Origin of the sequence: Empedobacter sp. UBA1574, from assembly GCF_002322895.1 — a bacterium.
GTDB classification, from domain to species: domain Bacteria; phylum Bacteroidota; class Bacteroidia; order Flavobacteriales; family Weeksellaceae; genus Empedobacter; species Empedobacter falsenii_B.
This window is the reverse complement of record NZ_DCOI01000027.1, coordinates 112,872-126,146: the sequence shown is the minus strand read 5'-3', so window position 1 is coordinate 126,146 and position 13,275 is coordinate 112,872. Positions and strand designations below refer to the sequence as shown.

Here is a 13,275-nt window from a genome sequence, read left to right as displayed (position 1 = left end):
AGTGTACTCAAACTCTTTTCTTTTCTTTTTATACTACAATTTAAGATTTTCAAATCTAAAGGAATTTGTTTCAGAATTTCATTATTTTTAGGATTAAAATCTTTTGATCCAATCCATCAAATCATAATAATTTTGAGGAACAATTCCGTGTCCACTTCTATATTCGTGGTATTCAAAATTAATATTCATCGATTTTAAAAACTCGTCACCCATTCGTCCTAATTCAATTGGCAATACAACATCTTCTGTTCCGTGCGAAACAAAGAAATTTAAGTTCGAAAAATCTTTCGATTGATCAAAATCTCCAATAATTTTAGCTTCTGGATAACCACTTAAAATAGCCACGTTTTTAATCTTTTCTGGATTATTTAGCGAAATCGCATAACTCAAAATTGCACCTTGGCTAAAGCCCATCAATGTTACATTTGCGTCATCTAAATTCTCTTGTTGAACAATTGCATCAATAAATTCGACCAATTTATTACGCGATTCTATTGCTTGCGTTTCATCCATCCATTTTTCATTGTTCACAAAATTAATATCATACCACGCATATCCGCCATACACAATATCATGCAACGCTCGTACACTTATAATATGCGCATTCTGCGGTAAATCTTGTGCAAATGAAAACAAATCTTCTTCGTTGCTTCCATAACCATGTATCAGCACAAAAAGAGGCGTTTTTTCAGTCGAAACAACAGGTAAACGTTCGATATATTTTATTCCATTCAATTCTTTCATACAAACTTATTTTTAGCGAATTTAATTCTAATTTTTCTAAATAAAATTATTTTCAGTTCAGTTAAAACCCTTCGAAAACACCCAAACCAAATAAAGCGAAATCATATTTCACAGGATCATTTGCATCCATTTCTCGCAATTTTGTATCAAGTTCTTTCAATGCTTTTGCATCATTTTGTTTTCGAGTCAGAATATTTAATTTTCGTGCAACATTTCCCGAATGTACATCCAAAGGACAGGAAAGAATAGAAGTTGGAATGGATTTCCAAATTCCTAAATCTACGCCTTGTTTGTCATCACGAATCATCCAACGCAAGTACATATTGATACGCTTTGCAGCCGAATTATTCAATGGATCTGAAATATGTTTAGTTGTTCGAGTTGGATGTTCTATTTCAAAAAAAGTTTGTTTGAAATTCGAGATTGATGCTTGCATCGAATCTGAAGTTTGATGTTTTGCAAAAACTTGTTCCAATCCGCCATGATTTTGATAAATGTTACGAAGCGATTGCATGAAAAATTTCAAATCTTCACTATTGAATGTTCTGTGAACAAAACCACCCAAATTCTTTAAATGATTCTCAGAGAAATTCATCACAAAATCGTAAGGCGAATTTCCCATCAACTGCATCATTTTATTCGCATTATTGATAATCATTTTACGATTTCCCCATGCAATTGTTGCCGCTAAAAACCCAGCAATTTCGATATCTTCTTTCGCAGAAAATCTATGCGGAATCTGTACTGGATCAGAATCGATAAAGTCTAATGTATTATATTGAAGAACTTTTTCGTCTAAAAAATCCTTTAATTCTTCTTGAATCATTTACATTTCTATTTGAAAAATTCCATCAGCCATCACCAATTTTCGATCAGTCATATTTGCTAATTCTTCGTTATGTGTCACAATGACAAAAGTTTGTCCAAATTCGTTTCGAAGATTGAAAAATAATTCATGTAATTCTTCAGCATTTTTAGAATCTAAATTACCAGAAGGTTCATCAGCAAAAACTACTTTAGGCTGATTAATCAACGCACGAGCTACTGCTACACGTTGTTGTTCTCCTCCAGAAAGTTGATTAGGTTTATGTGTCAAACGTTGCGAAAGTCCCAAATAAGACATTAACTCTTTTGCACGCTTTTCGGCTTCTGCTTTTTTTGTTTTCTTGATAAAAGCTGGAATACAAATATTTTCTATTGCATTAAATTCTGGCAACAATTGATGAAACTGAAAAATGAATCCAATGTTTTCGTTACGAAATTTAGATAAATCGCGATCGTTTAACTTCGTGATATCTTGTCCCGCAATCTGAATAGAAGTATTATATTTCTTTGGCTCAGAACTTTTTTCTAATGTTCCTAAAATTTGAAGCAAAGTTGTTTTTCCTGCTCCAGAAGCACCAACGATAGAAACGATTTCTTTTTCTACAATCGATAAAGAAACATTTTTTAGCACTTCTAATTCACCAAATTTCTTAACAATATTTTCTGCTTTTATCATGAGGTAAAGATATAAATTAAGTACTAAGTCTTAAATCATAAGTGATAAGTTTTTTTTGAATTAAAATTCGTCAGTTCGAGTGATTTTTAGAAATGAAATGATAAAAAATTGTATCGAGAATAGAATTTCACTAGAATTGACGGTTTTTTATTGATAAAATTATAAAATCAATCCTCCGTCGAAAATGCTTTAAACCCAAAACAAACAATTTTAGTGTACTTGGTACGATTTAAAAATTATATAACAATTGTTTTGACTTTTTAAATCATTAATATTCGTATCTTGTAACCTCTAAATAAATAATATTAATCACTTTTTTAGCATAAGCTGATAAAATTAATATGGCAAAATTTAGAATACATCAACAATATTTTTATTTTTGTAATTGAAAAATCAAAAAAAATGAATCTTCACGAATATCAAGGAAAAGAAATTCTTAGTAAATATGGTGTGAAAGTACAACGTGGTATCGTTGCTACTACACCAGAAGAAGCTGTAGAAGCTGCTAAACAATTAACTGAACAAACTGGTACAGGTTGGCATGTCGTAAAAGCACAAGTACACGCAGGTGGTCGTGGAAAAGGTGGTGGAGTAAAGCTTGCTAAAAACTTGGACGAAGTTAAAGAGAAAGCAAACGAAATCATCGGAATGCAGTTAGTAACACCTCAAACTTCGGCTGAAGGTAAAAAAGTTCATCAAGTTTTAATTGCTGAGGATGTTTATTATCCAGGTGAATCTGAAACTGAAGAATACTATGTTTCTGTATTGTTAGATCGTGCAACTGGTAAAAACATGATTATGTATTCTACTGAAGGTGGAATGGATATCGAGGAAGTTGCTGAGCACACACCAGACAAAATCTTTACAGAAGAAATTGATCCTGCTGTAGGAATCCAAGGTTTCCAAGCGCGTAAAGTTGCTTTTAACTTAGGTTTATCAGGAAATGCTTTCAAAGATGGTGTTAAATTTATCACTGCTTTATATAATGCATACGTTGCGATTGACGCTTCTATGTTCGAAATTAACCCAGTTCTTAAAACATCTGACGATCAAATTATCGCTGTAGATGCTAAAGTATCTATCGATGATAACTCATTATTCCGTCATCCAGATATCGCTGCTTTACGTGATACAAGAGAAGAAGATCCAACAGAAGTTGAAGCTGGTGAAGCTGGATTAAACTTCGTAAAATTAGACGGAAACGTAGGATGTATGGTTAACGGAGCTGGTTTAGCAATGGCAACTATGGATATCATCAAATTATCTGGTGGTAATCCTGCAAACTTCTTAGACGTTGGTGGTACTGCTGATGCTGAGCGTGTAGAAAAAGGTTTCCGTATTATCTTAAAAGATAAAAACGTAAAAGCTATCTTAATCAATATTTTTGGTGGTATTGTACGTTGTGATCGTGTTGCTCAAGGTATTTTAGATGCTTACAACAATATGGGTGACGAAATTAATGTGCCAATTATTGTTCGTTTACAAGGAACAAATGCAGAAATCGCTAAGAAAATGATTGATGAATCAGGTTTCGCTGTTCACTCTGCTATCACATTAAAAGACGCTGCTGACAAAGTAGAAGAATTAGTAGGTTAGGATTTTAACTTATTTACAATATATCAAACCTCTCAAAGAATTCTTTGAGAGGTTTTTTTGTATGATTTATTGTCATTCTGAACCTGTTTCAGAATCTCACGAGATGCGAACCTGAAATAAATTCTACTTGACATTTTGTAATTAAATGATTTTACTAAATAAAGCTGATAAATTAAAATATTGTAATTTTAGAAAAAATAAATATGGACAATAGGTCTATTATAAGTAAATATAAAGATTTACATAATGAAGTTTTAAGTGATTTTTCAATTAAATGGAATCCTGAAAAATCTAAAAATTTTAAATCAGATGTTATTAAATTCTTTTACTTTGAAAAAGAATTTGATTGGAATATATTATTAAATGCTCTATACGTAATTGATGACACAGAATACGCCAAGAAAAATTACTTAAAATTTAAATTATCTGGACCTACTAAAATACTAGATATAGGAGAACAATACCTGAGGCTTTACGGAATTTTAAATGCTGTTTATCAACAACAATTAGCAATAATTAACTTAATTGAGATTCATAAAATTCCACACAAATCCAAAATAGTTAATGATTTAAAAAAGTATAAAATAATTGAATTAAGAAATAAAATTGGTGCTCACTCTACGAATTACATAAGCAATGACTCTAAAGATTTTGATGTTTACGAAATTTCACGGGTTGATTTAGAAAATGATAAAATTCTATTAATAAAAAATCAAGATATTGATGAATCTTATGATCTTGAATCTCTATTATGTGAGTTTGATTATGAGATTCAAAGAATATATTCAATAATATTAAACAAATTTCTCAAGAAAAAGAATATAACTAAATATCTAACTATTTTGGATAATATAGATTTTGAAAAAGATGGAGGATTGTTGATAGGAGACATAAAAATATTCAAGCATAAATAAAAACCTCCGCTCAAATTATTGAGTGGAGGTTTCTTTTTACGCATATTTAGTAAAGTCTATATATCGTCAAAATCGATATTGGTAAAAGATTCAACTTGCGTTTCGTCTTTACCCACAACTTTAATTTTTGGATCAAAATCTTTCTGATGTCTTTCCGAAATTACCTCTTGTCCTTTTTGAGCAAAAACAAAATCGGTCGTTTCGTCTAACATATCTTTGAAACTTTCAAAATCTTCTTTGTACAAGTAGATTTTATGTTTTTTGTAATACACATTTCCATCTTCCTGCGTATTTTTTTTACTTTCAGTAATCGTCAAGTAATAATCCCCTGCTCTTGTTTCGCGGACATCGAAAAAATAAGTTCTTCTTCCAGCCCTTAATACCTTTGAAAAGACTCCTTCTGCATCCACCTTTTCTTGGTTTTCAAAATCATTCATAAGTCTAAATAGAGTTTAATTGTTAAATGTTTCCTAACAAATCTAAAAAAAATTAAGAAAATAACAACGTTTTAAACAATTATTTTCTATTATTTTATTAAATCTATATAAATAAACTTAATCTAGCAGTTGTTTATTGTACAATTCATAATAATAACCATGCTTATTTAATAATTCGCTGTTCGAACCATTTTCTAAAACATGACCATCTTCTAAAACCAAAATCTGATCAGCGCGCTTTGCAGAAGACACACGATGCGTAATAATGATGGTTGTTTTACCATTAATCTCAGAAGATAAATTATTCAAGATTTGTTCTTCGGTTTCGGTATCTACAGCAGACAAACTATCATCAAAGATTAATATTTTCGGATCATTTACCAATGCACGAGCTATAGAAACACGTTGTTTTTGACCTCCAGAAAGCGTAACGCCGCGTTCACCAACAACTGTTTCGTAACGTTCTTTAAATCGATCAATATTATCATGAACAACAGCTTTCTTCGCAAAAATTTCAGCCGTTTGCTCATCTGTATCGTCAGAACCAAACAAAATATTATTGGTTAGCGAATCCGAGAAAAGGAAAGCTTCTTGCGGAACATAACCAATTTCTTCTCGAATAGATTCTACATTAATATCATGAATATTTTTACCATCAATCAAAATTTCACCAGAAGTCGGTTCCAGCGAACGCGCAACTAACAAAGCAATTGTCGATTTTCCTGAACCTGTTTTTCCAAGAATCGCTAAAGTTTCACCTTTATTAATTTTGAACGAAACATTATCCAACGCCTTAATTCCTGTGTTTTCGTAGATATACGTCACATTTTTAAATTCGATTGTTCCTTCTACTTCATGATTGACTAATTGTTTTTCTTTCACATCAGTTTCAGCATTCAAAAATTCGTTGATACGAAACATTGATGCTTCCGCACGCTGCACAACCATTGTAATCCAACCCAACGAAGTAAATGGCCAAATTAACATATTTAGGTAAAGGAAAAATTGTGCAATAGAACCAATATCCATTGTTCCTTCTATATATTTTACTCCTCCCAAATACAAAATCACCAAATTACTCACACCAACTACAACAACCATCAATGGTCCAAAAGCTGCCTGAATTTGAGCTAAATTAAGCGCACGTTTCTGATATTCGTCTGCTTCTACTTCGTATTTAGATTTAATAAATTCTTCCGAATTGAATGATTTTATCACACGAATTCCAGCAAAAGTATCTTGTACAGATGACGAAATCGTAGATTGTTGTTCTTGTACGCGCTTACTTTTCTTGTTAATATTTCGTGCAACATTATAAATTAACAATGATAAAATCGGTAATGGAGCTAATGTATAAAGCGTTAATTGTTGATCAATTTGCAACATAAAATACGCAATGATCACAACTCGCGATACCAAATCAATTGGATACATAATTCCAGGTCCAAGATACATACGCACCAATCCGACATCTTCGGTAATACGATTCATCAAATCGCCCGTTTTGTGTTTTTTGTAAAAGGACAACGATAATTTTTGATACTTATCGTAAATCACATTTTTCAAATCGAACTCAATATAACGCGACGCCACAATAATCATTTGTCGTGTACCAACCGTCAAAACTCCTCCCAAAACTTTAAAAAAGAAAAAAGCCAAACTGGCATACATCAAACCATCTTTCAAAAGATCGAGGTTATCTGTTCCTTCTTTCTTAAAATTTCGTAGCAATTCTTCAACTGTATTAATCGCTTCTCTAATATATGTAACGGAATAAACCTGCACCCAATTGGCACAAATCGTAAAAATGAAGCCCAAAAATATTCTCCATTTATACTTCCATAAAAATTTATTTAACTTTTGTAATGATTTCACAAAACAAAATTACATTCTTTTTTTTACCTTTGCATCAATTTATTAGACGTTATATCATTGAAATTATGTTGGGAAGAAGACAACTACGCGAAAAAGTAATGCAGAATATCTATGCTTACAATAGTTTAGGAACTGAAGGCGAAGAAAGAGCGGTCGAGAGAAATATGATGAAAAGTATCGATCAAATCTATGATTTGTACATTTATCTCCTAAATTTGATTAAAGTTCAAAAGGACATTGCAGAGCATAAAATTGAACTTGCAAAATCAAAAAACTTTCCAACCCAAGAAGATTTAAATCCAAATTTAAAATTTGTTCAGAATAAAATATTCAAAATTATTGAACAAAATCTTGAATTATCTCGTTATTCAAATGACAACAAATTTTTACTTTGGGATATTTATGATTCTTATCCAAACAATATCTTTAAAAATTTGACAGAAAGCGAATTGTACAAAACGTACATGAGCAGCGACAAACATTCTTTTGAAGAAGACAAAGAATTTATCTTGAACTTTTTCGTAGAATTTATTGCTGAATATGAAGATTTGCACGATTACTTAGAAGGAATTCAGATCACGTGGGCAGACGATGTACATATTGCAAATGCGATGGTACACACAACGATAAAATCGTTCCGTCAAAACAGTTCTCCGTTGATTTCTTTGTTCAAAGTTTACAAAGATTTAGATGACAAAAAATTTACTGAAGAATTATTCCGTAAAACTATTCGTCACCAAGTAGAAACAAGAAAAATCATTGACGAAAAAGCTCAAAACTGGGAATTAGATCGTATTGCGACAATCGATTTGATTATTTTAGAAATGGCTTTGACAGAATTTTTATATTTCTCAAATATTCCTGCAAAAGTTACAATCAACGAATATGTGGAATTAGCGAAGAGTTATTCGACAGAAAAATCGCGTGTTTTTGTTAACGGAATCTTAGATAAAACATTAAAAGAGTTAAAAGACAATAATAATTTACCAAAATACGGTAGAGGTTTATTATAATCACTATTTTTTCTTAATTTTGACTAAGACAAATAATTATAAAAATGAAAAGTAAATTATTTATTTTAGGTGCATTTGCATTATCATTCGCAATCAGCTCTTGTGGAGAGAAAAAAGCTAGCGACAATTTTACAGCAGAAGAAACAGCTCAACAAGCTGAAAATGTTGTAGATCCAGCTACAGCTCCAGTTTTAACATTAGCAGAAGCAAATCACGATTTTGGAGATGTAAAAGCTAACAATAAAGTAGAAACATATATCAAGTTCAAAAACGATGGTAAATCTCCATTAGTTATTCGCGATGCGTCTGCAACTTGTGGTTGTACCGTTCCTGAATTCCCTTCTACTCCAATTGCGGTAGGAGCTACAGATTCTATCAAAGTTGTTTACACAGCTGGAAACATGAACGGAAAACAACAAAAAACAGTAACTTTAGTAACAAACACAGTAAACGGTCACGAGAAATTTGATATTTCTGCAAACGTTGTTGGAGCTACTGCAAATGATCAAAATGCGCAACAAGCATTTGGACAATAAGTATTAAATCGATAAAATATAAAAATGATTCAAACAATCTTTTTACAAGCTGGTGCACAAGGCGGAGGAATGTCTATGCTTTTGATGTTCGGAGGAATGTTCGTAATTATGTACTTTTTCATGATTCGTCCTCAACAAAAGAAAGCGAAACAAGAAAAACAATTTCAAACGGATATCAAACGTGGTGATCAAGTTGTAACAACTTCTGGAATTCACGGGAAAATCAACGAAATTTATGACGACGCTGTTATCATCGAAACTGGAGCTGGAAAAATTAAATTTGAAAAGGCTGCAATTTCTCGTGAATTAACTGCTGCACGTTATTCAAAAACGACTGACAAAGCTGAAAAATCAGACAAAGTAGTAGAAGAAAAAAACTAAGTTTAAGGTTAACATATATTTAACTGATTGCCGAAGGAATTATTCTTCGGCATTTTTTTAACTTCAAACCATGAAAAACAACCAACCTTTTGTAGCAGGTATTACTGGCGGAATAGGATCTGGCAAAAGTACAGCAGCAAAATTCTTCGAAGAATTAGGTATTCCGGTATATAATTCTGACACAAGAGCGAAAACGATTCAGAATGAAAACTCTGAAGTAAAAGTTAAAATTATTGCAGCTTTTGGTGAAGAAGCGTACAATGAAAATGGTTTGAATAAACCATATCTATCAAAACAAGTTTTTCAGAATAATGAAAAATTGAAGCTATTAAATTCAATTGTTCATCCAGCAGTTTTCCAAGATTTTGAAGATTGGAAAAAAGCTCAAAAATCGGACATTGTAATGAAAGAAGCTGCCATTTTAATAGAAAGTGGTAGTTACAAAGATTGCGATGTTGTGATAAGTGTAGTGGTCGATATAGAAACGCGAATTGCACGAACTATAGAAAGAGATGGTTTATCACGAGAAGAAATTCTTGCGAGAATAAACAATCAGATTTCGGACGAAGAACGAATCGCTAAATCAGATTTTATTATTGATAATAATGGCGATTTAGCTCACTTGAAAAATGAAGTGGAACAAACGTTTATCAAAATCAAAAAAATGATTTAATCGTCCAAATTTTAACAAAAAGATAGAAATTAGAAAAGATTAAACTATTTTTAATCATTCAATAAAAAATAAATGAAAAAAGGATTTTATAAAATCTTAATCGTTATCATGAGTGTTGCGCTTATAGGATTGATAATTATTCAATTCTATTGGCTAAACTTAACAATTCAGAATGGTACAGACAGTTTTAACAACAATGTGTACCAAGCGATGAATTATACAACAGAGAAAATAAACAAAAACGAATTAGAGCGTTATTATAAGAAATTCAATAATATACAATCTGATTTAAAATCAAATAAAGATAAACCGCAAGTTGTAACCAATCAAGTCATCAAAGATTCGCTTGGTGTAACGTACGCTTATGTAACGCGCTATGTAGTCGAAAAATCGATGTTGCCATCATCTGGAAAATACAATGACAGCTTAACGAAAGCGAATATTTATTCGCAAGAACGCGTTTTCAAAATAGACAAAGATTCTTCTGCAAGAGGAATTCCGAATCTTAATCTGAATTTTGAACACGCTTTACAAGACGGAACATTTACATTGGAAAGTGCTGCACGTTGGGACGCTGGTTCTACGCCAATCGACAAACGTGTGAATTATGCGATGCTAGATTCTATTTTGAAAAACGAATTACGCAACAGAGGAATTCACCAAGCAATGCCAATTTTGGCAGTTTTGAAAAAAGATTCGACAGAAACAAATGTCAAATCAAAAGATTTCGATCGCAATAAAATTGAGTTTATGGTTCCGCTATTTTTGGATAGAAAGGATCATATCGAATATTATTTGGCAGCAAATTTTGTTAACCGAAATTTAGCCATTATTGCACCAACCGTTCCAGTTATTTCGTTGACATTTATCTTAACCATGATTATTATTACGGTTTTCTCCTTGTCAATTTATTATATGCAATTGCAACGCAAGAGTTCGGAAATCAAAACAGATTTCATCAATAATATGACGCACGAATTCAAAACGCCTATTGCAACCATTAATATTGCGTCTGATGCATTGCGTAATGAAAAGATATTTACTGATCCTGAAAAGGTGAAATATTATGCAGATTTGATCAAACAAGAAAACAAACGTATGAATGCTCACGTTGAGATGGTCTTACGAATGTCGAAGCTTGATCGCAATCAAATGGACATGAATTTTCAGGAAGTAAATTTGAATGGTATTGTACAAAAAAGTGTTGAGCCGATAAGATTTATTGTAGAAGAAAGAAATGGTACAATATTTGAGGAATACAACGCAGAACAATCATTTGTAAAAGGAGATCCCTTCCATTTAGAGAATATCGTTATTAATGTATTGGATAATGCTCGAAAATACTCTCCAAACACACCAGAGATTAGAGTAAAAACATACAACAAAGACAACAATTTTTTAATTGAAATTTCTGATAAAGGAATGGGAATGTCGCAAAACGTTCTGAAAAAAATATTTGAACAATTTTATAGAGAAGAAACGGGAAATATACACAATGTAAAAGGTCATGGACTTGGGTTGGCTTATGTCAAAAAAATCGTTCAGCTTCACGGCGGACAGGTTTGGGCAGAAAGTTCAGCAGGAAAAGGAAGTACTTTTTTCATTAAAATCCCTCTAAAATCATAGATCAATGAGTGATAAACAACGATTACTTTTAGTAGAAGATGATCCAAGCTTCGGAAGTGTATTAAAGGATTATTTGGTTATAAACGATTTTGACGTAACGCACGCAATCGATGGTGAGGACGGTCTTACCAAATTTAAAGAAAGTGATTATGATCTATGCATCCTTGATGTAATGATGCCTAAAAAAGATGGTTTTACATTAGGAAAAGAGATCAAAGAACTAAAAAGTGAACAACCAATTATATTTTTAACAGCGAAAAACATGCGCGAGGATGTTTTGAATGGTTACAAAATTGGAGCAGACGATTATGTCTTAAAACCATTTGATTCAGAAGTTTTATTGTACAAAATAAAAGCTGTTTTACAACGTAATTCTGGCGAAGAAGAAAAATTTGAACAAGAAGATTTCAAAATTGGTAAGTTTACGTTCAATGCAAAATTGAGACAATTAATTTACGATGGTAAATCACAGAAACTTTCGCCAAAAGAAAACGAATTATTACGTTTATTGGCAGTTTACAAAAATGATTTAATGCCTCGTGAGATTGCCTTAACACGTATTTGGCACGATGATAATTACTTTACATCACGTTCTATGGACGTATATATTGCGAAATTACGTAAGTATTTGAAGAAAGATCCAGCAGTAGAAATCGTGAATATTCACGGTGAAGGATTCCGACTTTTAATTCAGGAATAAGATTAATCTTTATAGAAAAAAACCTCAACATAGTTGAGGTTTTTTTGTGGTATTGTACCGTCATTTACAATAATACATTTCCAATTTTGATAGGTTTGATCTAAGACTGATTGTAGACATTCGTCCATATAAATAGACTGATTGTAGCAAGGAACAATAACCGAAATAAGAGGTTGTTGCATGATGTGTATATTAAGTGTTTCTAATTTAGCTGTTTACAATGTTACTTCATTTGTAAGAATATACAAGTTATTATTTGATGGCATTGCTCTTCTATTTTTTAAGCGTATTTATTTATCATTATTTATTTTATACGATAATTAAGATATTCTTAATGAAAAGTAGATTTACTAATTATAGCTTATGCTTTCTTATTTATAGGAATGTGGTGAGTGTATAGTGAAAAGGATGAAAGAGTTTAGCTTGTTCGTTGTCTTGTGTCACAATGGATATGCCGACAAAAGGAAAAATTGTTGATGAGTTTTGTTGTTCTTGTATTTGTGGTGATAATTTAATTTCTGCAAGTGGTGTAGCAAGGTTATCTATTGGAACATAGAAATTTTGAAAATTGATAAGATTTAACTCTAATTCTTCGGTGCAAACCAACCATCCTATACTGATTTCTAAAAAAGCGTTTGGGAATTTGGATTTGTGTTGAAATACTAGGCCTGCTTGTATTTTTAATTCATTTGTTTGGGCATTATATTCCACATAAAACGGGGATAGTTTGCACTTTTTGTTGAGTGAACGATGTTGTAATTTACCATTTTTGTAGGCTTCTACTAGTGCTGTGTACATGGTAGATTGATTGGTTTCTTTTTTTATAGTAGAAAAAAATGAAACCAATTGGTTGTGAAAAGTTCCGTCTTTTTGTTTCCAGTTGAATGGTAGTATGTGTTTCTTGAATGATGCGGAAAACATCGATAATTCTTTGAAACGTCTCTTAACTTCTATTGTATTTGGATGTTGTTGTGCTGAACTATTAACAAATCCGCCTGCATATTTTTTGACAAAAGATTTACCATTACGTTGAAAAAAAATTAAATTTCCTAATTTACCATTTATATTAAATTCATTATCTGTTTTAGCCATAAATTTACTATATTTAACTATTGAAAATCAATTAATTAAATTTAGCGAATTTATTTCTATTTTTCTCCTTTTTAATTATTTTTTACTTCTTCAACTGTATTCCTAAGTTATTTTTATAGTAGTTCTATGCTACCTCTGTGCTACCTTTATGTCGCCTCTAAGCCGACTTAAAGAGGAGGTTTGTTAT

General features: G+C 31.6%; 15 protein-coding genes. 8 read left to right on the top strand and 7 right to left on the bottom strand.

Going from position 1 to position 13,275, the window contains the following annotated elements; all coding sequences use genetic code 11:
* Positions 1 to 93: 93 nt before the first annotated feature.
* The 3 genes from B3578_RS08215 to B3578_RS08205 form a co-directional block, all read right to left on the bottom strand.
* Positions 94 to 744: an alpha/beta hydrolase gene (locus B3578_RS08215; protein ID WP_221853948.1), complete on the bottom strand. Its 651-nt coding sequence runs from the start codon at positions 742 to 744 to the stop codon at positions 94 to 96.
* 61 nt (positions 745 to 805) lie between these two features.
* The gene (locus tag B3578_RS08210; RefSeq protein ID WP_221853949.1) at positions 806 to 1,570 is read right to left on the bottom strand and encodes a TIGR02757 family protein; all 765 of its coding nucleotides are present in this window, start codon (positions 1,568 to 1,570) and stop codon (positions 806 to 808) included.
* Positions 1,571 to 2,245: an ABC transporter ATP-binding protein gene (locus tag B3578_RS08205; RefSeq protein WP_038335263.1), complete on the bottom strand. Its 675-nt coding sequence runs from the start codon at positions 2,243 to 2,245 to the stop codon at positions 1,571 to 1,573.
* A 402-nt stretch (positions 2,246 to 2,647) separates the two neighbouring features.
* Here B3578_RS08205 and sucC point away from each other — a divergent pair, with 402 nt between their 5' ends.
* The gene (gene sucC, locus B3578_RS08200; RefSeq protein WP_221853950.1) at positions 2,648 to 3,841 is read left to right on the top strand and encodes an ADP-forming succinate--CoA ligase subunit beta; all 1,194 of its coding nucleotides are present in this window, start codon (positions 2,648 to 2,650) and stop codon (positions 3,839 to 3,841) included.
* A 203-nt stretch (positions 3,842 to 4,044) separates the two neighbouring features.
* Entirely contained in the window at positions 4,045 to 4,755 is a 711-nt protein-coding gene (locus B3578_RS08195) for a hypothetical protein (RefSeq protein WP_286495049.1), read from the top strand.
* Positions 4,756 to 4,811: 56 nt separating this feature from the next.
* On the opposite strand, the gene B3578_RS08190 is transcribed toward B3578_RS08195, so the two are convergent.
* Both B3578_RS08190 and B3578_RS08185 read right to left on the bottom strand, forming a co-directional pair.
* Positions 4,812 to 5,192 (bottom strand): PUR family DNA/RNA-binding protein, encoded by a 381-nt coding sequence (locus B3578_RS08190; RefSeq protein ID WP_280052022.1) that lies wholly within the window; start codon positions 5,190 to 5,192, stop codon positions 4,812 to 4,814.
* 117 nt (positions 5,193 to 5,309) lie between these two features.
* Positions 5,310 to 7,067 carry an ABC transporter ATP-binding protein gene (locus tag B3578_RS08185; protein WP_286495050.1) on the bottom strand — a complete coding sequence of 586 codons (1,758 nt, stop codon included), beginning with the start codon at positions 7,065 to 7,067 and terminating at the stop codon, positions 5,310 to 5,312.
* Between B3578_RS08185 and nusB the strand changes: the two genes are divergently transcribed.
* The 6 genes from nusB to B3578_RS08155 all read left to right on the top strand — a co-directional run bounded on the left by nusB (position 7,058) and on the right by B3578_RS08155 (position 11,996).
* A complete protein-coding gene (gene nusB / locus B3578_RS08180; RefSeq protein ID WP_291047772.1) occupies positions 7,058 to 8,080 on the top strand; it encodes a transcription antitermination factor NusB in 1,023 nt (340 codons plus the stop codon). The genes B3578_RS08185 and nusB overlap by 10 nt on opposite strands.
* A gap of 44 nt (positions 8,081 to 8,124) precedes the next feature.
* A complete protein-coding gene (locus tag B3578_RS08175; protein ID WP_221853954.1) occupies positions 8,125 to 8,616 on the top strand; it encodes a DUF1573 domain-containing protein in 492 nt (163 codons plus the stop codon).
* 24 nt (positions 8,617 to 8,640) lie between these two features.
* A complete protein-coding gene (gene yajC, locus B3578_RS08170) occupies positions 8,641 to 8,997 on the top strand; it encodes a preprotein translocase subunit YajC (protein ID WP_221853955.1) in 357 nt (118 codons plus the stop codon).
* A 70-nt stretch (positions 8,998 to 9,067) separates the two neighbouring features.
* Positions 9,068 to 9,670: a dephospho-CoA kinase gene (gene coaE, locus B3578_RS08165; RefSeq protein WP_291047769.1), complete on the top strand. Its 603-nt coding sequence runs from the start codon at positions 9,068 to 9,070 to the stop codon at positions 9,668 to 9,670.
* A gap of 72 nt (positions 9,671 to 9,742) precedes the next feature.
* The gene (locus B3578_RS08160; RefSeq protein ID WP_221853957.1) at positions 9,743 to 11,296 is read left to right on the top strand and encodes a sensor histidine kinase; all 1,554 of its coding nucleotides are present in this window, start codon (positions 9,743 to 9,745) and stop codon (positions 11,294 to 11,296) included.
* 4 nt (positions 11,297 to 11,300) lie between these two features.
* Positions 11,301 to 11,996 (top strand): response regulator transcription factor, encoded by a 696-nt coding sequence (locus B3578_RS08155; RefSeq protein ID WP_221853958.1) that lies wholly within the window; start codon positions 11,301 to 11,303, stop codon positions 11,994 to 11,996.
* 2 nt (positions 11,997 to 11,998) lie between these two features.
* Here the strand turns inward: B3578_RS08155 and B3578_RS08150 are convergent, their stop codons facing one another.
* Together B3578_RS08150 and B3578_RS08145 are read right to left on the bottom strand one after the other, a co-directional pair.
* The gene (locus tag B3578_RS08150) at positions 11,999 to 12,178 is read right to left on the bottom strand and encodes a glycosyltransferase family 2 protein (protein WP_221853959.1); all 180 of its coding nucleotides are present in this window, start codon (positions 12,176 to 12,178) and stop codon (positions 11,999 to 12,001) included.
* A gap of 193 nt (positions 12,179 to 12,371) precedes the next feature.
* Complete coding sequence (locus tag B3578_RS08145; protein WP_221853960.1) at positions 12,372 to 13,088, bottom strand: hypothetical protein; 717 nt, start codon at positions 13,086 to 13,088, stop codon at positions 12,372 to 12,374.
* Positions 13,089 to 13,275: the final 187 nt, after the last annotated feature.